The organism is Pseudomonas sp. 7SR1, from assembly GCF_900156465.1.
GTDB lineage: Bacteria > Pseudomonadota > Gammaproteobacteria > Pseudomonadales > Pseudomonadaceae > Aquipseudomonas.
The window spans coordinates 3,198,440-3,218,744 of sequence record NZ_LT707064.1; the positions used below are offsets into that span (position 1 = coordinate 3,198,440).

The following is a 20,305-nucleotide window of genomic DNA, read 5'->3' on the forward strand; positions in this document are numbered from 1 at the left end:
TGCCCGCCCCCAGGCTAGCGAAAACTCAGACCACCGAGAAGCGCTTGTCCAGGTAATCGATGATCACCTTGGACTCATACATCCAGGTGGTCTCGCCCTTTTCTTCAATGCGCAGGCACGGCACCTTGATCCTGCCGCCTTGCTCCAGCAGCGTCTGGCGATCCTGGGCGTTGTTCTTCGCATCGCGCAGGGCCACCGGTACGTTGAGGCGGTGCAGGGTACGGCGGGTCTTCACGCAGAACGGGCAAGCATGGAACTGGTACAGCGTCAGGCTGCGTGCCGCCTGGTCCACTTGCGCCTGGGCCTCGGCCGAACGCCGCTTCTTGGCGGGACGGGTGATGAAATCGATGAAGATGATGAGCTGGCCCAGGCCAACCCGAAGCGCTTTGACGATCACGTGACAAGCCTCACGGCAGGGAAGAAGAGGGGCGCAGCTTACCTGATTTTTCGCGGACGAAAAAAACCGGCGATCACTGCCGGTTTTTTTCGTGAGACGGATTACTTGATGAGGCTGAGGAATTCGCTGCGGGTCGCGGCGTTTTCCCGGAACTCGCCCAGCATCACTGAGGTGATCATGGAAGAATTCTGCTTTTCCACACCACGCATCATCATGCACATGTGCTTGGCCTCGATCACCACGGCCACGCCCAGGGCACCGGTCACCTGCTGGACCGCGTCGGCGATCTGGCGGCTGAGGTTTTCCTGGATCTGCAGGCGACGCGCATACATGTCGACGATGCGCGCCACCTTCGACAGCCCCAGCACCTTGCCGCTGGGGATGTAGGCGACGTGGGCCTTGCCGATGAATGGCAGCAAGTGATGCTCGCACAGCGAGTACAGCTCGATGTCCTTGACCAGCACCATTTCGCTGTTGTCGGAGCTGAACAAGGCTCCATTGGTGACCTCTTCGAGGGTCTGTCCATAACCGCGGCAGAGGTACTGCATGGCCTTGGCAGCGCGCTTGGGCGTGTCGAGCAGGCCCTCGCGGGAGACGTCCTCGCCCAGTTGGCCGAGAATCGCGGTGTAATTCTGTTCCAGAGACATGAAACTACCTGTGGGATTTTACGCAAAGGGCAAGGGTACGGTGGCGGACACGGCGCTGCAAGCTCGGCAATCGAGGGCTACTCGTCGCGGCCTTCCATCATGGTGCGCTTGAGCATCACGTACACCGCCCCGGCGCCGCCGTGTTTCGCCTGGCAGGACGTGAAGCCCAGTACTTGCGGGTGCTGGCGCAGCCAGGTGTTGACGTGGCTCTTGATCATTGGCCGCTTGCCGTCCAGGCGCACGGCCTTGCCGTGGGTGACGCGTACGCAGCGGATTTCGAACCGGGTGGCCTCGGCCAGGAAGGCCCAGAGGGTTTCCCGAGCTTTTTCGACGCTCATGCCGTGCAGGTCGAGGCTGCCTTCGAAGGGGATCTGGCCGGCCTTCAGCTTGCGCATCTGGCTTTCCTGGACGCCATCGCGGGCCCACATCAATTCATCTTCCGGCCCGACGTCGATCACGAACTGATCGGACAAACCGTCCACGGTGGTGGCGTCGGCGCGTACGGTGGCGGCCTGGCGCAGCTTGGCGATCTGGGCGCGATCGGTCTTGGGTTTGCCGGTTTCGGCGCGATCGTGCTTGATCGGTTTTACGCCCTGGATCGCACTCTTGAACAGGGAAAAGTCGTCGTCTTGCATGTCAGCCTCCGCGAAGGCCGGCCAGTTTACCCAAGTCCGGCGGGATCGGGCGCGAGAAAAACGTCGGGCGGTGGTTCAGTCGTGTTTTTTCATCAGGTGGGGAGCCATGGCCAGCTCCAGGGATTGGCGGGCGCGACGGCGGCAGCGGCGCCAGAGCCAGATGCCCAGCAGCAGCACCAGCAGGCCGACCGCCAGGATGATCGCCGAGCCCAGGGGGGTGGCGTTCAGCTCGCCCAGTGCGGGCGGGCGTCCCAGCAGGCTGGCGGCACCGGCCATGGCCAGCAGCACACCGAGTGTTGCCAGCAGCGCAGCGATCGCCGCGCCGAAACGAAATCGCCAGTTGCTCGGGCCCTTGGGCCGCAGGCGACGTGCGTCAAAACCATCGGATAACTTCATTCCGACCTTCCTCAATGGGTATCGGCCCTTCGACCGGAAGATGTTCGGGTTGTTCCTGAGGCCTGGCGAGTGAGTGGCTTTTGCGGATGAGCGGCGGAACAGGGCCGCTCATCGAGGCAGGGTCAGATAAGGTCCTGGGTCAGGGCCAGGGTGGCGAAGTTGTCCGCCATGATCGCCATTTCGGTCTGGTGCACGTGTTCGGCGCTGAGGACGGTGCCCTTGTGCGGCAGGTCGCGGGTGGCGCAGGCGTCTTCCACCAGCGTGCAGCGAAAGCCCAGGTTCTTGGCGGCGCGTACCGTGGTGCTGACGCTGGAGTGGCTCATGAATCCGCAGACGATCAGGTCGAGGGGGCCGAGCTCTTCCAGGCGTTTCTTCAGGTCCGTGCCGTGGAATGCGCTGGGCAGCAGCTTGCCGATGACGATCTCGTCACCCTCAGGTTCCAGGCCCGGAATGAACTCGCCGCGTTCGCCCTGGGGGTCGAACAGCCCGCCGTGGGTGCCCAGGTGGCGCACATGCACGATCGGTCGACCGGCGGCACGGGCCGCACCGAGCAATTGCTTGATGTTCGCGACCGCTGCATCCATGCCGCTCAGGGCCAGGGGGCCGGCGAGGTATTCCTTCTGGGCATCGATGATGATCAGGGTCGCTTGACTCAGGTTGGCCGCCGCGTAACCACGGCCACTGAGTTGAAACATCGTTTTTGGAACGGACATTCTGGGGCTCCTTCGAGTGGGGCTTTTGCGACATTCTCCTCTGGCTGAGCGGTTCTGTGAATCGCTTCCATCGCAAGGGCCGCCGTTGCTGGCCTACAGCCTTGTCAAGATGCCTGTATTGTTCAATGGGGGCACTCGAAAAACGGAAGGATCCTACAATCTCTTCGGGAATTTCAGTGGTCCCCGAGGCGGGTTTGGGCTGGGACGTGTTTGGCTGTTAGACTCGCCCGTCGTTTTTTCTGGAGTTTGCCGCCGTGATCACTTCCCGCCTTCGTACCCTGCGCGACCATATCCGTTGGGCCGTCAGCCGTTTCCACGGGGAGGATCTGTTTTTCGGCCATGGCACCGACAACGCCTGGGACGAAGCCCGGCAACTGGTGTTGGGGGCATTGCATCTGCCTTGGGAAATCTCCGACAGCTACCTGGACTGCCGCCTCGAAGACGAAGAGCTGGTCCATGTACAACGCCTGCTGCATCGGCGTATCGCCGAGCGCATCCCGGCGGCCTACCTGCTGGGCGAAGCCTGGTTCTGCGGGATGTCTTTCATTGTCGACGAGCGCGTGCTCATTCCGCGCTCCCCCATCGGCGAGCTGATCGAAAAACGCTTCGAGCCCTGGCTGGGCCAGGAACCGACACGGATTCTCGACCTTTGCACCGGTTCCGGCTGCATCGGCATCGCCTGTGCCCAGGAATTTCCCGAGGCCGAAGTGGTGCTGGCCGACCTGTCGTTCGAGGCGTTGGAAGTGGCCAACCAGAACATCGAGCGCCATGTCGTCGACGAGCGGGTCTTCACGGTCCAGGGCGATGGTTTCGATGGCCTGCCGGGGCAGCGCTTCGACCTGATCGTGTCGAACCCGCCCTATGTCGATGCGCAAGACTTCGCCGACATGCCCCAGGAATACCAGCATGAGCCGGAGCTGGGCCTGGCCTGCGGCGATGATGGCCTGAACCTGGTCCGCCGGATGCTGGCCGAGGCGGCCGATCATCTGACCGAAAAAGGGCTGTTGATCGTCGAGGTGGGCAACAGCCAGGTGCACGTCGAGGCACTCTACCCGGAAGTGGATTTCGCCTGGCTGGAGTTCGAGCGGGGCGGCCATGGCGTGTTCATGCTCAGCGCCGAACAGTGCCGCCAGCATCAGGCGTTGTTTGCTTCGCGGGTTTGACCCGAGTGAGCTGACGGAACTGTCCTTGTGGTGAGGGGATAAATCCCCTCGCCACGGGGTTATGTTTCAAGCGGCCCTCAATCAGTGCCGCGTCGCAATCCAGATCAGCAACCCCGCCTGGAACATGGCGAAAGCCACCAGGCAGGTGATGGTGAAGCGCAGGCCGGTGTCTTCGCGCTTGAACTTGCTGACCCTCTCTTCCTGCTGCTTGATCTTGACTTCCTGTTCCGCCAGGTTCTGCTCGGCTTGCTGCAGCATCTGCGCGGCTTCCAGGATGGTCACGAACTGCAGCTTCTCGGTGTTCCAGTCTCCCACCAGGTCGCCGACCTGGACGGCCTTGACGCTGCCCTTGAGGTGCTGGGCGTCGGCGTAGACCACCTCGAAACCCTGGGCCTTGAGGAAGTGATCGCGGCGCAGGCGGGTGTCTTCGTTCAGCGCGTCCTTGTTGTTCAGGTCGGTGCCTTCCACCCGATAGCTCGACCAGCGCTTCTTGGCCCAGGCAATACCCTGGGCCGCGAGGAAGCGGCCAATGCCACGATTCATCGGCTCGACCTGCAGGCTCTCCGGGGAAAAATGCAGGCGTTTTTCCACGTGGTCGGCCCAGACGTCCAGGTGGTTCTGTTCCTTGCGCACCCGCTGGCCCGGCAGCTGGATGCTCATGCGCAGCAGGCTGCGCTCCTTGCTGTGCCGCTCGGCATAGCTGAATTCGACGAACCGCAATGGCCGCGCACCCGTGGCGCGATCGGTCTTGAGCGGTGCCAGCCGGAGCATCTTGTGATGCTCGGCTTGCACGTCCGCCCAGGGCAGCTCCGCGCTTGGCGGGGCAGCGGTCTCGGCGGTGGTGTCGGGTGAAGTTTCAGTTTCAGTCATAGCGGCAAAATCCTGTCCAGGCCGGCTCCTCGGCAGCCAATGCGCTGTCCGACACCGGTTTATCGGCCGTTTTTGCCAGGACTGGAGCGTTAATCGCTTAACGGGAGGTGATCGAGTCGATAAAACCCACGATCCGGATGCCCAGTTCCGCTGCCAGGGGCAGGTTGGGGTCCTTGTAGGATTGCAGTTGGCGTCTCTCATCGTTGGGCACGATGCGCAGCACATGATTCATGCCATTGACCAGCGCCAGCTCGGCGTCGGGCTTGGCGGCCTTCAACTGCCTGGCGTCATCGACACCGACCTGGATGTCGTGAGTGCCCTGGACGATCAGCGCCGGCATCTTCAGTGCGGCGAAAGCCTGGGCCGGATCCTGGCGGAACAGCGAGATCAGGTACGGCTGGACGCTGGGGCGGAAGATGAACTGCAGTTGTGGCGGCACATTCAGGTCGACTCGACCGCCCTTGAGGCTGTCGAGCAGCTCGTTGCTGCGTAGCATCAGGGGAGGCGGCAGGCGGCTGCCCAGTTGTTGGCGAAGCACCTGGTCGATCGGCCGGGCACTGCCGCCCACTGAAACCACCGCCACCGCGCTGGCCTGGGGAGCGGCGAGACTGGCGATCAAGGCACCCTCGCTGTGCCCCAGCAGGACCAGCGGCCCCAAGCGCGGATCGGCGGCGAGCTTGCGACTCCAGGCCACGGCATCGGCCACGTAGGCTTCGACGCTCAGGTTGCGTTCATCCGCAGTGGCGGCCAGGCTGGCGGCCACCCCGCGCTTGTCGTAGCGCACACTGGCGATATTGTGCCTGGCCAGCACCCAGGCCAGGCGCTTGAGGCTGTCGTTGCGCCCGCCTTCGGGGTTGTTGCCGTCGCGATCCGTGGGGCCGGAGCCGGAGATGATCAGGACAACCGGCACGGGCGTATCGGCCTTGGGCAACAACAAGGTGCCGAACAGCTCACCGTTGCCCGTGTCGAGGCTGATGGGGCGTTGCAGGACCGTGGCCTGGGCCAAGCCGCAAAACAGGCAAGTGAACAGGGTGAGGCTCAGGGCAAGCAGGTTTAACATCATCACGCCATTAGTTGCGAAGGTGCCGGTTGGACTGACGGGCCTCGATAAGGTTCGAGGATGAACTACGCAGGGAGCCTGCGTATACTGGCGTCCATCACGAATCCAAGGTTGAGTCTCTCAGCGATTTCACGGAGCACCCTGCATGTCCGGCAATACCTACGGCAAGCTGTTCACTGTCACCACCGCGGGCGAAAGCCATGGCCCGGCGTTGGTCGCCATTGTCGACGGCTGCCCGCCGGGCCTGGAGATTTCCCTGGAAGACCTGCAGCGTGACCTGGACCGCCGCAAGCCGGGCACCAGCCGCCATACGACCCAACGCCAGGAAGCCGATGAAGTCGAAATCCTCTCCGGGGTGTTCGAAGGTCGCACCACCGGCTGCGCCATCGGCCTGCTGATCCGCAACACCGACCAGAAATCCAAGGACTACTCGGCCATCAAGGACCTGTTCCGGCCGGCCCACGCTGACTACACCTACCACCACAAGTACGGTGAGCGCGACTACCGTGGCGGCGGTCGCAGTTCGGCCCGGGAAACCGCCATGCGCGTGGCGGCAGGGGCGATTGCCAAGAAATACCTGGCCAGCCAGGGCATCGTGATCCGCGGCTACATGAGCCAGCTGGGGCCCATCGAGATTCCGTTCAAGACCTGGGACTCGGTGGAGCAGAACGCCTTCTTCAGCCCTGACCCGGACAAGGTGCCGGAGCTTGAGGCCTACATGGACCAGCTGCGTCGGGACCAGGACTCGGTCGGTGCGAAGATTACCGTGGTGGCCGAAGGCGTGATGCCCGGCCTCGGTGAGCCGATCTTCGACCGTCTCGACGCGGAACTGGCCCATGCGTTGATGAGCATCAACGCGGTGAAAGGGGTGGAGATCGGCGCCGGTTTCGCCTGCATCGCCCAACGTGGCACCGAGCACCGTGACGAGCTGACGCCGCAGGGTTTCCTGAGCAACAATGCGGGTGGCATCCTCGGCGGCATTTCCTCGGGCCAGCCGATCGTGGCGCACCTGGCGCTGAAGCCCACGTCCAGTATCACCACCCCGGGGCGCTCCATCGACATCCACGGCAATCCGGTGGACGTGATCACCAAGGGCCGTCACGACCCCTGTGTCGGCATTCGGGCTACGCCAATCGCCGAGGCGATGATGGCGATCGTGCTGATGGACCACCTGCTGCGTCATCGCGGCCAGAACGCCGGCGTGCGGGTCGCCACGCCGGCGCTGGGTCAGCTTTGATGGCTGGCCTGCCGACCGCAGTGGCCTGACGACCGTGGCGGCACTGCCGTACTGGCGGCTCTCCAGTTTCTATCTGTTCTATTTCGCGCTGCTCGGTTCGACGGCGCCGTTCCTGGCGCTGTATTTCGATCATCTGGGTTTCAATGCGGCGCGCATCGGCGAGCTGGTGGCGATTCCCATGCTGATGCGCTGCGTGGCGCCGAATATCTGGGGCTGGCTGGGGGACTACACCGGCCAGCGCCTGGCAATCGTGCGTTTCGGCGCGATCTGCACGTTGCTGACCTTTTCCCTGATCTTCATCGACAAGAGCTATGCCTGGCTGGCGATGGTGATGGCGCTGCATGCCTTCTTCTGGCATGCGGTGTTGCCCCAGTTCGAGGTCATTACCCTGGCTCATCTGGGGGGCCAGGCCTCGCGCTACAGCCAGGTTCGCCTGTGGGGCTCCATCGGCTTCATCATCGCGGTGGTGGCCCTGGGGCGGCTGCTCGAATGGCTGAGCCTGGACATCTATCCGGTGGCGCTGGTGCTGATCATGGGCGGCATCGTGTTCGCCAGTTTCTGGGTGCCCAACGCCCAGCCGGTGCAGGGGCCCCGGGTGGCGGGGGATGGTTTCCTGCGCCAACTGCGCAACCCGGGCGTCCTGGCGTTCTATGCCTGCGTCGGCCTGATGCAGGTGAGCCATGGGCCGTATTACACCTTCCTGACCCTGCACCTGGAACACCTGGGCTACAGTCGCGGCCTGATCGGCGTGCTCTGGGCCGTGGGCGTGGTAGCCGAAGTCTTGATGTTCCTGTTGATGAGCCGGATCCTCGCGCGCTTTTCCGTGCGTCGTGTGCTGCTGGCGAGTTTCCTGTTGGCGGCATTGCGCTGGTTGCTGCTGGGATCGCTGGCCGAGTTCCTCTGGGTGCTGCTGTTTGCCCAAGTGCTGCATGCCGCCACCTTTGGCAGCTTCCATGCCGCCGCCATCCATTTCGTGCAACGTAGCTTCGGCCCACGCCAGCAAGGCCAGGGTCAGGCCCTGTACGCAGCGCTGGCTGGCACGGGTGGGGCGCTGGGTGCGTTGTATTCCGGCTACAGCTGGAATGCCCTGGGCGCCAGTTGGACATTCAATATCGCCAGCCTCGCGGCCTTTGCGGCAGCAGTCCTCATTGCCATTCGCATGAAAGAGGACAGGCCATGAGCCTTCGAACCGTTAATTTGCTGGAGCCACAGTCATGAGCAGCCTGTCCGTTTATCACCTCTCAAGCCCCGACATCCCGAACAAGGTGCTGACCCACTTCGAAGATATCGCCGCGACCCTGGCCGAAAAGGGCGTTCGCTTCGAGCGTTGGCAAGCCGCCACGAAGATCCAGCCTGACGCGACCCACGACGAGATCATCGCGGCCTACCGGCCCCGGATCGAGCAGTGGATGGGTGAGGAGGGATTGTGTGAGGTCGAGGTCATCAGCTTGGATAACGACCATCCGCAAAAAGACGAAGTCCGCGCCCGGCTCCTCGAAGAGCACCACTACGAACAGGACGAAGTCCGTTTTTTCTTGGCCGGTCGTGGCCTGTTCAGCCTGCACATGGACGATTACATCTACGCTGTGCTGTGTGAAAAGAACGACCTGATCTCGGTGCCCGCCGGCACGTCTCACTGGTTCGACATGGGGGAGCAACCGTATTACGTGACTCTTCGCCTGTTCAAAGATCAGGAAAAGCGCGCCGCCCGGTTCACCGGCAATGACATTGCCAGCCGTTTCCCACGGCTCGAGGACTGACGCGGCGCCTTGAGCGTGCCAGGAAAAACGAAGCGGGCTTGTTGGCAAAAGCGCGGTGTCGGCCAGTATTCAACTGACTGACACCGCGCTTTTGTCAGCAAGCCCGCTTTTTTTCGACAGGCTCAGGCGCTGTGATAGGTCGGCAGCGCGAAGCGATGTTGGCTCTGCAGCAGGGTAATCTGCGGCAATTCGCTGGCCTGCTCAGCCAGGTCACGACGGATGGCGCTGATGGCCCAGGACAGTTGATCCCCGGCGTGCAACTGGGCGTAGGAAATCGTGCGTTTGAACAGTTTGCCTTCGCTGTTGCGCAAGGTCAGCAAGATGCCGCCGTCCGGGCGTGCCTGAGTGGTGACTTCATAGTTGGAAAACAGGGATGCAAACTTTTCTTGAATCATGTTCATGTGACTGCTCCATGGTGAGGCAAACCGTGGAGGAGCTGTTGCAGTGTCTGTGCCAGCCTTTGAAGTTAAATAAATGCCTTTAAAAACAATAGGTTAAATTTTCATTGAGTTTTTGCGGTCGTGCATCTTGCATGAATGGCCATCGTGCATCCTGCATTTTGCGTGGTGGGTCGATGTTTTACGGAACCAAATCGCTTCGCGATGCTCCCGTTTCGCTCCCAGGGTGGTGGGATACAAAACATTGCAAAAACCGCATGTACAGCCCCGCGATCCCTGGCGTACTTTCGAGCCCATACCACCTTCCGCCCGATAACAAGACACTCGAAGGTCGAACGGGAAATCCATGAGTCCAACACCCAGCGATGCCATTACCTGGGGCATGATGCTGCGCAAGCTGCCCACCCTGGCCAGGGCCGTTCCCCGGATCGTCAAAGGCCTCAAGCTGGCCAACGTTCAGGACCCGACCCAGCCCTGCGGCCTGGGCTGGTGTTTCGAACAGGCCGTCCAGCGCAACCCCCAGGGGCCGGCGCTGCTGTGCGGCGACCTCTGTTTGAGTTATGCACAGGTCAACGAGCAAGCCAACCGCATCGCCCACTACCTTTTGGCGCAAGGGATCGGCAAGGGTGACTGCATCGCCATCTTCCTGGAGAACCGCCCGCAGCTGCTGGTCACGGTATTGGCCGTGGCGAAGGTCGGCGCGGTCAGCGCCATGGTCAACACCTCGCAGACGGGGGATGCACTTGTCCACAGCCTGGCGTTGGTCGCGCCGGTGGCCGTGGTGGTGGGCGACGAGCGGGTCCCGGCGTTCAATGAAGTACGCGGCCGAACCGGATTATCGGACACCCGCACCTGGTGGGTCGCGGATGAACAGAGCGCCGCCATGCCCGAGGGGTTCGTCGACCTGATGGGCAGTACCGCAGACTACCCGCACGATAACCCGGCCAGCAGCCGGCAGGTCTTTTCCAACGACCCCTGCTTTTACCTCTACACCTCGGGCACCACCGGGCTGCCCAAGGCCGGCGTGTTCCGCCATGGCCGCTGGATGCGCACTTCCACCAGCTTCGGGCTGATCGCCCTGGACATGAAGCCCGATGACATTCTCTATTGCACCTTGCCGCTGTACCACGCCACGGGCCTGTGCGTCTGCTGGGGCGCGGCAATCTGCGGAGCCTCGGGATTCGCGATCCGGCGCAAGTTCAGCGCCAGCCATTTCTGGAGCGATGTGCGTCGCTATAGGGCCACTACCCTGGGGTATGTCGGTGAGTTGTGCCGATACCTGATCGACCAGCCAGCCAGTACCGAAGACCGCCGGCACCGGGTGCGCAAGATGATCGGCAACGGCCTGCGACCGGGGGCCTGGTCGGCTTTCAAGACGCGCTTTGGCGTGGAACATATCTGCGAGCTGTACGCCGCCAGCGACGGCAACATCGGCTTTACCAACGTGTTGAATTTCGACAATACCGTCGGTTTCTCCCTGATGGGCTGGGAGCTGGTGCGCTACGACCATGACAGCGGGGCACCGCTGCGCAACCTGCAGGGGCGCATGCAGAAGGTTCCCAAGGGCCAGCCGGGCCTGCTGTTGGCGCGCATTGACGACAAAGCCCCCCTGGACGGCTACACCGATCCGGCCAAGACCGAAAAGACCATCTACCGGGACGTCTTCGTGCCGGGCGACCGCTACTTCAACACCGGCGATCTGCTGCGCAACATCGGCTTCGGTCATGGGCAATTCGTCGATCGCCTGGGTGACACCTATCGTTGGAAAGGTGAAAACGTCTCCACCACCGAGGTCGAGAATGTGTTGTTGCAGCATCCGCAAGTGGCCGAGGCGGTGGCTTACGGTGTGGAGATCAATGGCACCAACGGCCGGGCAGGCATGGCGGCGATCACCCCGTCCGAGTCCCTGGCGACCCTGGATTTCAGCGAGTTGCTCCTGTTCCTCCAGGGCAAGTTGCCGAGCTATGCGGTGCCGTTGTTCTTGCGCATCAAGGTGAAAATGGACACCACCGGCACCTTCAAGTACCAGAAGAACCGCCTCAGGGCCGAGGCCTTCGATCCCTGTGTCACCGGCGACGAACCGGTCTTTGCCTGGCTGCCCGGCACCGAAACCTATGTGCGTATCGACCGGCCATTGGCCGCACGGATTCAGGGCGGGCAATACCGTTATTGACTACGGCTATGGCCGGTACAGAAAAAAAGCGAGTGACAGGGCATGGGGCGCCCCGGAAACTAGCCGCTTCGTAAAGAGCCAAGTGGAGTTGCCCATGTCCGATACAAGCCGCCAGATGACCCCGCAAGAAGCCGCGGAATTTGCCGAGCAGGTATTCAACGTTGCACGCCAGGGCGATGCCGCCATGATGGCGGCCCTGCTCAATAAAGGCCTGCCACCCAACTTGCGCAACCACAAGGGCGATACCCTGCTGATGCTCGCTGCCTATCACGGCCATGTGGACACGGTGAAAGTCCTGCTGGAGCACAAGGCCGACCCGGAAATACGCAACGACAATGGCCAGAGTCCGATTGCCGGCGCGGCATTCAAGGGCGACCTGGCCGTGGTCACGGCGTTGGTGGAAGGGGGCGCACAGGTGGAAGGCGCCTCCTTCGACGGCCGCACGGCGTTAATGATGGCGGCCATGTTCAACCGGGTGCAGATCGTCGATTACCTGATCAGCCAAGGCGCCGACCCGAAAGCCCGGGACGCCAATGGCAGTTCGGCGCTGGACGCGGCCAGGACCATGGGCGCGGCCGACACCACGGCGCAGTTGGAGAAGTTGCTCGGCTGAGAGCCTTGGGTACAAGGCTCGAACCTGCTGCTGGTGGCGAGGCGCTTGCGTTCGCAGGGCTGCCTGGTCACCTGTCAGCCCCATCCTAATCGGTTCGCGGATGCGCTATTCTGCGCGCCCTTGAAATTCCCTCGCCACAGGATTTGCCATGAAACCCGCACTCGTCGAACTCATCAGCAAAATCAGCTCCGGTTGCCTGGGCGATGCCGAGATTGAGCGAATCGCAGATGAAGCGGCCCAGGCCTATGCCGATCCAGCGATATTTCTGGCGGCCAACCCGGACATCAATTACGACGACACTTTCCCGATCCCGCTGGGTGAGTGGGTCGTGGTCGGCAGCCTGCCGGATACCGTGCTGTTCCAGGCCGATACCTATGTGCAGTTGTTCGAGCAGATCCTCGCCTCGTTCGGCCCGGGCGTGGCGTTCAACCTCAAGCCCAAGCAGTTGGCGAAGACCGAGGCACTCACCGCGCTGAATCGTATCCAGGTCCAGATGAGCAGCCTGAACAAGGAAAACGGCGGCTACGTGCTGATGAACTTCAGCCAGTTGCTCGACGATGAATTGCAGATGGTGCTGGTATACGGCAATGACGTGCCGCGGGTGCTGGAACTGTGTGCCGAGGTCGGCATCGCCGCCACGCCAGCCCTTGAGGCCCTCAGGATCGCCGTGCATATCTGAAGCGATAAACGGAACCCTTGCCGAGGCGCCGCTATCCTAAGAGTGCATGTCACCATTCTGGAGCGACACCATGGGTTCTACCTTCAACGGCCTGATAGGCCTGATCATCCTGGCGCTCGATATCTGGGCGATCATCAATGTGCTCAAGAGCGGCGCGGGAACCGGGGCGAAAGTGCTGTGGGTGCTGCTCATCCTGCTGCTGCCGGTGCTGGGGCTGATCATCTGGGCGATTGCCGGGCCGCGAGGCAACGTGCGGGTCTGACGGCTGCCTGCGATACCCGGCGGTCCCTGACCGCCGGGTTGTCGTTCGTGTCAGGCCGTCGCCACTGAGCGCTCCTGCGAAGCGCCCAGGAAGCGCAGCAAGGCCAGCAACGGGAATACGCTGCCGACGATGACCACCCACGACCAGCCGCCGTGTTCATAGATCGCGCTGGCAATCGACGAGCCGAATGCGCCGCCGATGAAGATGCTGGTCATGTACAGCGCATTGAGGCGACCGCGACTCTTGGCGTCGAGGGCGTAGATGGTGCGCTGGCCCAGGACCATATTCATCTGTACACAGAAATCCAGCAGCACCCCCGTGACGGCCAGGCCGATGACGCTGTAGAGCGGATGCACGAATGCCGGCAGGAAGCTCAGGCTCGCAAAGAGCATGGCCAGCAGCGAAGCGATGCGGGTATGACCGGCGTCCGCCAGGCGCCCGGCGATGGGCGCGGCGATGGCGCCGATGGCCCCGACCAGGGCGAACAAGGCAATTTCGCTCTGGCTCAGGCCATGGTTGCGTGCCAGTTCCAGGGGGACCGCCGTCCAGAACAGGCTGAAGGTGGCGAACAGGCAGGCCTGGTAAAAGGCCCGTTGCCGCAGCAGCGGTTGCTGGCGCAGCAGGGTGCCGAGGGAGGCCAGCAACTGGCCGTAGGAGGCACTGTGGTCAGGCTGGCGCTTGGGCACGGTGAAAGCCAGGATGATACTGATGGCTGCCATCAATCCGGCCGCGCCCATGAACATGGCACGCCAGCCGAAGTGGTCGGCGACGACGCTGGACACCGGCCGCGCCAGCAGGATCCCCAGCAACAGGCCCCCCATGATCCCGCCGACCACCCGTCCCCGGGAGGCTTCCGGCGTCAGGTGCGCGGCCAGGGGAATCAGGACTTGCACCGACACTGAACTGAAGCCCACCAGCAATGAAACCAGCAGGAACACATTGGGCTGATCGGTGAACGCCGCGCCCAGCAGGCTGGCGATCGCCACCAGGCTGGTGAGGATCATCAACCGGCGGTTTTCCAGCAGGTCGCCCAGCGGCACCAGGAAAAACAGGCCCAGGGCGTAGCCGATCTGGGTCAGCGAGACGATCAGGCTGGCCATTGTGCTGGTCAGGCCGATGTCTGGTGCGATCAGTTCGATGATGGGCTGGGCGTAGTAGATGTTGGCGACGATGGCGCCGCAGCAGAAGGCGAACAGCAGCACCATGCCGCGGGTCATGCTTGTACCGGCGGGTGCGGTGGATGGGGGGGCACTCATGGCAATCTCGTCAGTAGCTTGAAAGGATGGCGTGAGGCTAATGAGTTGCGCCGCTCAGGAACAGGCTTTGCGGCTGATATCAGACATGCTTGCCGTTGATGGTGCGGCGAACCCTTTATAGGGCGAGGGCGTTGCCTCTGTGGGAGGGGATTTATCCCCGCTGGGCTGCGCAGCAGCCCTAAAACAGGACACAACGGTATTCAGACAACCCGCGTCGGCTGGATTGGGGCCGCTACGCAGTCCAGCGGGAATAGATCCCCTCGCCACAGGACTGCGCATGACCCATTGGTTTTGTTACTGGCCGCTGTAGATCTGGTCGAAGACCCCACCGTCATTGAAGTGAGTCTTCTGCACCGTGCGCCAGTCACCGAAGGTTTTTTCCACCGACAGGAAATCCACTTTCGGGAAACGATCGGTGTATTTGGCCAGGACAGCCGGGTCTCGTGGACGCAGGTAGTTGGCGGCGGCGATTTCCTGGCCTTCCGGCGACCACAGGTACTTGAGGTATGCCTCGGCGGCCTGGCGGGAGCCTTTCTTCTCGACGACCTTGTCCACCACGCTCACGGGCGGCTCGGCTTCGGCGGACACGCTCGGGTAGACCACTTCGAACTGGTCGCGGCCGAACTCGCGGGCGATCATTTCGGCTTCGTTTTCAAAGGTCACCAGGACATCGCCGATCTGGTTGGTCATGAAGGTCGTGGTCGCCGCGCGGCCGCCGGTGTCCAGGACCGGGGCCTGCTTGAACAGCTTGCCGACGAAGTCCTTGGCCTTGCTTTCATCGCCGCCATTCTTGAGCACGTAGCCCCAGGCCGACAGGTAGGTGTAACGGCCGTTGCCGGAGGTCTTGGGGTTGGGCACGATCACCTGCACGCCGTCCTTGAGCAGGTCGGGCCAGTCTTTCAGGGCCTTGGGGTTGCCCTTGCGCACGATGAACACCGTGGCCGAAGTGAACGGGGCGCTGTTGTTCGGCAGACGGGTGACCCAGTTCTCGGGGACCAGCTTGCCGTTGTCCGCCAGGGCATTGATGTCGGTGGCCATGTTCATGGTGATGACATCCGCCGGCAGCCCGTCGATCACCGAGCGCGCCTGCTTGCTGGAGCCGCCGAAGGACATTTGCACCGTGATGCTTTCGTTGTGTTCGGCCTGCCAGTGCTTCTGGAAAGCAGCGTTGTAGTCCTTGTAGAAGTCGCGCATCACGTCGTAGGAAACGTTGAGCAGGGTCGGGGCGGCGTGGGCCAGGCTGCCGAAGGTCAGACCGGCGGCAAGGAGTGAGGCGCCAAAGAGTTTCTTCACTGCGAATTCCTTTTTATTGAAAGGGGTTCCGGACACTAGCTGTAAGCCTAGGGCCCTTCAAGCATCAAAAAGTGCTTTGCTTATTCCAGTTTCTTGAACAGTGCATTACCGCAGCGGGAGCAGAACGCCGCCCCGTGCTCGTGGTTGTTTTTGCTGCACACCGGGCAGTCGTGCTTGAGCTGGTCCCCGCGCATGGCCGAGGCCAGTTCAGCCGTGAAGATACCGGTCGGCACCGCGATGATCGAGTAACCGGTGATCATCACCAGGGATGAGACCACCTGGCCCAGCGGTGTCTTGGGCACGATGTCGCCGAAGCCCACGGTGGTCAATGTCACGATAGCCCAGTAGATGCCCTTGGGGATGCTGGTGAAGCCGTGCTCGGGACCTTCGATGACATACATCAGCGTGCCGAATACGGTCACCAGGGTCGAGACGCTGACCAGGAACACGATGATTTTCTGCTTGCTGCCCCGCAGTGCCGACATCAGGTAATTGGCCTGCTTGAGGTAGGGGCTGAGCTTGAGCACGCGGAAAATGCGCAGCATGCGGATGATCCGGACGATCAGCAGGTACTGGGCATCGCTGTAGTACAACGCCAGGATACCCGGCACGATCGCCAGCAGGTCCACCAGGCCGTAGAAGCTGAAGGCGTAGCGCAGTGGCTGGGGCGAGCAGTACAGGCGCAGGCCATATTCCACCAGGAAGATGAAGGTAAAGCCCCATTCGATGTAGGCCAGCAGGGCCGCGTAGTCCTTGTGCACGCTGTCGATGCTGTCGAGCATCACCGTCACGAGGCTGGCGAGGATGATCAACAGCAATGCGCTGTCGAAGCGTCGGCCGGCCACGGTGTCGGTCTGGAAAATCATGATGTAGAGGCGCTGACGCCAATCGTTGCTGTGGTCCATAACCTTCGCCTGAGTCGGAATCAGCGAAGCCTAGGTCGATTGCGTTGCAGAGCGCAAGGCGTGGCGTCGAGACTGGCCTGGCGCCATGTCCGAACCGTGGCGTGGACCAGCCAGCAGGCGAGGATGAACGGGGCCGTCAGCGGCACCAGGCCGAGGGCGGCGAACCCTGGTGCGAGGATCAACGCCAGCACGATGCCAGTCAGTGGCAGCCATGGCCGGTGATGCTGTTGGCTGAGGGCCAGGGCCACCAGCACCGGGTTGTAGCCGCCCAGCCCGGAAAGGGCGGTTGCGTTTTCATGCTGTAGCAACGTGAAGGCCAGGCCGACGGCGGAAGCGAACAATGCCCAGGCGCCGGCGCGCCGGTTGGCCAGCAGCAGACCGGTGGCAATCAGCGCACCGGCCACCGGATGGCCGAGAAACATGGCCTGGCCCAGTCCGCTCAACTGAGCGGCCAGTAGGTTGGGTAAGGTTATTTCAATCGAGGTGGCGAGAGGCGGCGGCAGGGTGAACCCCATCAGCAGCCAGGCCAACGCGACAAAGGGCGCGGTGTAGGCGGGCAGGCAGCGAGGGTCTCGGGTGCGCTTGAGCCATTGCTGGGTGAGCATCGCGCTGAGGCCACCCGCGGCGATGATCAACGGTGGCAACAGGACGGACCAGGGCAACGTGAGGCTCAGCAGCAAGCCCAGCAGAATGCCGTTGTAGCTGAACAGTCCGGCTTGCCGGTCGGCCTTGGTGTAACCACGTCGCTGGGCCGTCAGCAACCCGGCCACCCCGCCGAGCAACGCGCCGCCGAACAGGGCGGGCGCAGTGAGCAGAATCGCCGACAGGCACAGCAGACCGCACAGCGGATGGCGCTGGAGGAAAACCTGGCTGAAGCCGTTGAGCAGGGCGGTGGCCCAGTCGGGGCAGTGGGTGTTGGGCATGATAGGTATATGTCAGAGGGACGAGTCGACTTCATCGCGAGCAAGCTCGCTCCCACAAGGGCACCGCAGCTCCCTGTGGGAGCGAGCTTGCTCGCGATGAGGCCAGTACCGACGTTCGTGGCCTGTGTGGCTGATTCGTGCGCTCAAATTCGAATCAGCCGTACAGGCCCCTAGATCAACGTCTCGATGCGCAGGGAATTGGTCGACCCCGGTTTCCCGAACGGAACGCCCGCGGTGATCAGCAGCGTATCGCCGCGTTGGGCCATGCCTTGCGCCTGGGCGATTTCCAGGGCGGTGGAGCACACCTCGTCCACCTGCCGCAGTCGATCGTTGACCACCGAGTGCACGCCCCAGGCCACCGTCAGGCGGCGGGCGGCCTGCAGGTTCGGCGTGAGATTGAGGATCGGTACTGTCGGCCGCTCCCGCGCCGCTCGCAGGCTGGAGCTGCCCGACTCGCTGTAGTTCACCAGCACCGCCACCGGCAGGACATTGCTGATCCGGCGGATCGCGCAACTGATGGCGTCCGACACCGTGGCCTCGGCTTTCGGCCGGCTGACATCCAGCTGGGCCTGGTAATCCGGACCGTTTTCCACCTGGCGAATGATCTTGCTCATCATCTGCACGGCTTCCAGGGGGTAATCGCCGGAGGCGGTCTCCGCCGACAGCATCACCGCGTCGGCGCCTTCGGCCACGGCGTTGGCCACATCGGTCACCTCAGCCCGGGTAGGCGCCGGGGAGAAACGCATCGACTCCAGCATCTGGGTCGCCACCACCACCGGTTTGCCGAGGGCGCGACAGGTGCCGATGATGGTCTTCTGGATCTGCGGCACACTCTCGGCAGGCACCTCCACGCCCAGGTCTCCACGAGCGACCATGATCGCGTCGCTCAGTTCGGCGATTTCCCGCAGCCGGGTCACCGCCGATGGCTTTTCGATCTTCGCCATCAGGAAGGCCTTGTCGCCGATCAGAGCGCGAGCTTCGCGGATATCTTCGGGGCGTTGCACGAAGGACAGGGCCACCCAGTCCACACCCAGTGCCAGGCCGAAGCTCAAGTCGCGGCGGTCCTTGGCCGTCAGCGGGCTCAGGTCGAGCAAGGCCTGGGGCACGTTCACGCCTTTGCGGTCCGACAGCTCGCCGCCATTGAGCACTTCGGTGTCGATGGCGTCATCATGCCGGGCCGTCACCCGCAGGCGCAGCTTGCCGTCATCCAGCAACAGGTCCATGCCGGGTTCCAGGGCCGCGATGATTTGCGGGTGGGGCAGGTTGACCCGACGGCGATCGCCCGGTGTCGGGTCCAGATCCAGCCGCAGGGCCTGGCCTCGCTGCAGCGACACTTTTGCTTCGGCGAAGCGGCCGACCCGCAGTTTCGGACCTTGCAAGTCCATCAGGATGCCCAATGGGTAGTTGAGCTGTTGTTCGACCTCACGAATCCACTGGTAACGCTGGGCGTGGTCGGCATGCTCGCCGTGGCTGAAGTTGAGGCGAAAGATATTCACGCCGGCCTCCACCAGTTCACGTACATCGTCGAGGCCACGGGTGGCGGGGCCGAGGGTCGCGAGGATCTTGACCTTTTTATCAGGCGTCATGAGTGGGGGTCTCGAGAATCAGGAGGGCGCGAAAGTCGTTGACGTTGGTGCGGGTCGGCTCGGTGACGATCAATGCGTCCAGCGCGGCGAAATAGCCATGGCCGTTGTTGTTATCCAGTTCATCGCTGGCATTGAGGCCCAGCTCGGCGGCGCGGCGGTAACTGTCCGGGGTCATGATGGCGCCGGCGTTGTCTTCGGAACCGTCGATGCCGTCCGTATCGCCGGCCAGTGCGTAGATGCCAGGGTGGCCCTTGAGGCTGTCGGTCAGGCTCAGCAGGAATTCGGCATTGCGCCCGCCACGGCCCTGGCCACGCACGGTCACGGTGGTTTCGCCGCCGGACAGGATCACGCAGGGTGCCGCCAGAGGCTGGCCATACCGGGCGACTTGCCGGGCAATGCCGGCATGGACCTTGGCCACTTCCCGGGACTCGCCTTCCAGGTCGCCCAGGATCAACGGGCTGAAGCCGGCCTGGCGGGCTTTCACCGCGGCCGCCTCCAGGGATTGCTGGGGCCGGGCGATCAACTGGAAGTGACTGCGGGACAGGCTCGGGTCGCCGGGCTTGACGGTTTCCGATTCCGGGCTCAGCAGCCAGTTGCGCACCGAGGCCGGGACCTCGATGTCGTAGCGCTTGAGGATCGCCAGGGCTTCGGCCGATGTACTGGGGTCGGCCACGGTGGGACCGGACGCGATGACCGTGGCCAGGTCGCCCGGCACATCGGAGATGGCATAGGTGTAGACCGTCGCCGGCCAGCAGGCCTTGCCCAGGCGTCCACCCTTGATGGCCGACAGGTGCTTGCGCACGCAGTTCATCTCGCCGATGGTGGCGCCGGACTTGAGCAGGGCTTTGTTGATCGCCTGTTTGTCCGCCAGGGTGATCCCGGCGGCTGGCAGCGCCAGCAACGCCGAGCCGCCGCCGGACAGCAGGAAGATGACCCGGTCGTCTTCGTTCAGGTGGCTGACCAGCTCCAGCACCCGCCCGGCCACCGCCAGGCCGGCCGCGTCGGGCACGGGATGAGCGGCTTCCACCACCTCGATTTTCTGGCACGGCGCGCCGTGGCCGTAGCGGGTCACCACCAGGCCGGTGACTTCGCCCTGCCAGCAAGCCTCGACCACCTGGGCCATTGCCGCGGCCGCCTTGCCGGCACCGATGACGATCACCCGGCCGCTGCGGTCGCTGGGCAGGTACTGTTCGAGGACATGCTGCGGATGGGCCGCTTCGATGGCTGTGGCAAACAGCTCGCGGAGCAATTGTTGCGGATCGACCGACATGGCGGGCTCCCGGTTTTTTATTATTGGTGTTGAAGCGAGCCTTGTGGGCGCGAGCTTGCTCCCACAAGG

The 20,305-nt window shown here is 63.1% G+C and carries 22 protein-coding genes; 8 read left to right on the forward strand and 14 right to left on the reverse strand.

The features are described 5' to 3' along the window. Positions 1 to 25: 25 nt before the first annotated feature. The 5 genes from BW992_RS14550 to BW992_RS14570 all read right to left on the reverse strand — a co-directional run bounded on the left by BW992_RS14550 (position 26) and on the right by BW992_RS14570 (position 2,788). On the reverse strand, positions 26 to 397 hold the full coding sequence (locus BW992_RS14550) for a glutathione S-transferase N-terminal domain-containing protein (protein WP_072459319.1): 372 nt from the start codon (positions 395 to 397) through the stop codon (positions 26 to 28). Between the two features lie 101 nt (positions 398 to 498). Then, positions 499 to 1,044 (reverse strand): GTP cyclohydrolase I FolE, encoded by a 546-nt coding sequence (gene folE / locus BW992_RS14555; RefSeq protein WP_072431607.1) that lies wholly within the window; start codon positions 1,042 to 1,044, stop codon positions 499 to 501. Between the two features lie 77 nt (positions 1,045 to 1,121). Then, positions 1,122 to 1,679: a Smr/MutS family protein gene (locus BW992_RS14560; RefSeq protein ID WP_072393683.1), complete on the reverse strand. Its 558-nt coding sequence runs from the start codon at positions 1,677 to 1,679 to the stop codon at positions 1,122 to 1,124. A 75-nt stretch (positions 1,680 to 1,754) separates the two neighbouring features. Beyond that, positions 1,755 to 2,075, reverse strand: a complete 321-nt coding sequence (locus BW992_RS14565; protein ID WP_072393681.1) for a hypothetical protein — start codon at positions 2,073 to 2,075, stop codon at positions 1,755 to 1,757. A 122-nt stretch (positions 2,076 to 2,197) separates the two neighbouring features. Then, the gene (locus tag BW992_RS14570; protein ID WP_072393679.1) at positions 2,198 to 2,788 is read right to left on the reverse strand and encodes a cysteine hydrolase family protein; all 591 of its coding nucleotides are present in this window, start codon (positions 2,786 to 2,788) and stop codon (positions 2,198 to 2,200) included. A 254-nt stretch (positions 2,789 to 3,042) separates the two neighbouring features. Between BW992_RS14570 and prmB the strand changes: the two genes are divergently transcribed. Beyond that, positions 3,043 to 3,951, forward strand: coding sequence for a 50S ribosomal protein L3 N(5)-glutamine methyltransferase (gene prmB, locus BW992_RS14575; RefSeq protein ID WP_072393677.1), 909 nt, complete (start codon positions 3,043 to 3,045; stop codon positions 3,949 to 3,951). An 81-nt stretch (positions 3,952 to 4,032) separates the two neighbouring features. Here the strand turns inward: prmB and BW992_RS14580 are convergent, their stop codons facing one another. Next, complete coding sequence (locus BW992_RS14580) at positions 4,033 to 4,821, reverse strand: hypothetical protein (RefSeq protein WP_072459318.1); 789 nt, start codon at positions 4,819 to 4,821, stop codon at positions 4,033 to 4,035. Positions 4,822 to 4,918: 97 nt separating this feature from the next. Continuing rightward, positions 4,919 to 5,884, reverse strand: coding sequence for an alpha/beta hydrolase (locus BW992_RS14585; RefSeq protein ID WP_072459317.1), 966 nt, complete (start codon positions 5,882 to 5,884; stop codon positions 4,919 to 4,921). Positions 5,885 to 6,026: 142 nt separating this feature from the next. Between BW992_RS14585 and aroC the strand changes: the two genes are divergently transcribed. From aroC to BW992_RS14600, 3 genes are read left to right on the forward strand one after another with little or no spacing between them, the layout of a single operon-like run. Next, positions 6,027 to 7,118: a chorismate synthase gene (aroC, locus tag BW992_RS14590; RefSeq protein WP_072431604.1), complete on the forward strand. Its 1,092-nt coding sequence runs from the start codon at positions 6,027 to 6,029 to the stop codon at positions 7,116 to 7,118. A 34-nt stretch (positions 7,119 to 7,152) separates the two neighbouring features. Beyond that, complete coding sequence (locus tag BW992_RS14595) at positions 7,153 to 8,298, forward strand: MFS transporter (RefSeq protein ID WP_072393665.1); 1,146 nt, start codon at positions 7,153 to 7,155, stop codon at positions 8,296 to 8,298. A 34-nt stretch (positions 8,299 to 8,332) separates the two neighbouring features. Then, positions 8,333 to 8,878: a 1,2-dihydroxy-3-keto-5-methylthiopentene dioxygenase gene (locus tag BW992_RS14600; RefSeq protein ID WP_072431602.1), complete on the forward strand. Its 546-nt coding sequence runs from the start codon at positions 8,333 to 8,335 to the stop codon at positions 8,876 to 8,878. A 122-nt stretch (positions 8,879 to 9,000) separates the two neighbouring features. On the opposite strand, the gene BW992_RS14605 is transcribed toward BW992_RS14600, so the two are convergent. Next, positions 9,001 to 9,279 (reverse strand): DUF3509 domain-containing protein, encoded by a 279-nt coding sequence (locus tag BW992_RS14605; protein WP_053149889.1) that lies wholly within the window; start codon positions 9,277 to 9,279, stop codon positions 9,001 to 9,003. Between the two features lie 343 nt (positions 9,280 to 9,622). Between BW992_RS14605 and BW992_RS14610 the strand changes: the two genes are divergently transcribed. The 4 genes from BW992_RS14610 to BW992_RS14625 all read left to right on the forward strand — a co-directional run bounded on the left by BW992_RS14610 (position 9,623) and on the right by BW992_RS14625 (position 13,003). Further along, positions 9,623 to 11,449, forward strand: a complete 1,827-nt coding sequence (locus BW992_RS14610) for a long-chain-acyl-CoA synthetase (RefSeq protein WP_072431601.1) — start codon at positions 9,623 to 9,625, stop codon at positions 11,447 to 11,449. Between the two features lie 94 nt (positions 11,450 to 11,543). After that, on the forward strand, positions 11,544 to 12,062 hold the full coding sequence (locus BW992_RS14615; RefSeq protein ID WP_072393656.1) for an ankyrin repeat domain-containing protein: 519 nt from the start codon (positions 11,544 to 11,546) through the stop codon (positions 12,060 to 12,062). Positions 12,063 to 12,210: 148 nt separating this feature from the next. After that, the gene (locus BW992_RS14620) at positions 12,211 to 12,741 is read left to right on the forward strand and encodes a hypothetical protein (RefSeq protein WP_076406458.1); all 531 of its coding nucleotides are present in this window, start codon (positions 12,211 to 12,213) and stop codon (positions 12,739 to 12,741) included. Positions 12,742 to 12,811: 70 nt separating this feature from the next. Then, positions 12,812 to 13,003, forward strand: coding sequence for a PLDc N-terminal domain-containing protein (locus BW992_RS14625; RefSeq protein ID WP_053149901.1), 192 nt, complete (start codon positions 12,812 to 12,814; stop codon positions 13,001 to 13,003). A 50-nt stretch (positions 13,004 to 13,053) separates the two neighbouring features. On the opposite strand, the gene BW992_RS14630 is transcribed toward BW992_RS14625, so the two are convergent. The 6 genes from BW992_RS14630 to BW992_RS14655 all read right to left on the reverse strand — a co-directional run bounded on the left by BW992_RS14630 (position 13,054) and on the right by BW992_RS14655 (position 20,236). Beyond that, a complete protein-coding gene (locus BW992_RS14630; RefSeq protein WP_072393650.1) occupies positions 13,054 to 14,259 on the reverse strand; it encodes an MFS transporter in 1,206 nt (401 codons plus the stop codon). A 294-nt stretch (positions 14,260 to 14,553) separates the two neighbouring features. After that, positions 14,554 to 15,552, reverse strand: coding sequence for a sulfate ABC transporter substrate-binding protein (locus tag BW992_RS14635; RefSeq protein WP_072393647.1), 999 nt, complete (start codon positions 15,550 to 15,552; stop codon positions 14,554 to 14,556). An 80-nt stretch (positions 15,553 to 15,632) separates the two neighbouring features. Beyond that, the gene (locus BW992_RS14640; RefSeq protein WP_072393644.1) at positions 15,633 to 16,457 is read right to left on the reverse strand and encodes an ion transporter; all 825 of its coding nucleotides are present in this window, start codon (positions 16,455 to 16,457) and stop codon (positions 15,633 to 15,635) included. Between the two features lie 20 nt (positions 16,458 to 16,477). Beyond that, the gene (locus BW992_RS14645) at positions 16,478 to 17,380 is read right to left on the reverse strand and encodes an urea transporter (protein ID WP_072393641.1); all 903 of its coding nucleotides are present in this window, start codon (positions 17,378 to 17,380) and stop codon (positions 16,478 to 16,480) included. Between the two features lie 170 nt (positions 17,381 to 17,550). Next, entirely contained in the window at positions 17,551 to 18,966 is a 1,416-nt protein-coding gene (gene pyk / locus BW992_RS14650) for a pyruvate kinase (RefSeq protein WP_076406460.1), read from the reverse strand. Then, on the reverse strand, positions 18,956 to 20,236 hold the full coding sequence (locus BW992_RS14655) for a glycerate kinase type-2 family protein (protein ID WP_076406462.1): 1,281 nt from the start codon (positions 20,234 to 20,236) through the stop codon (positions 18,956 to 18,958). The genes pyk and BW992_RS14655 overlap by 11 nt, the downstream gene beginning before the upstream one ends. Positions 20,237 to 20,305: the final 69 nt, after the last annotated feature.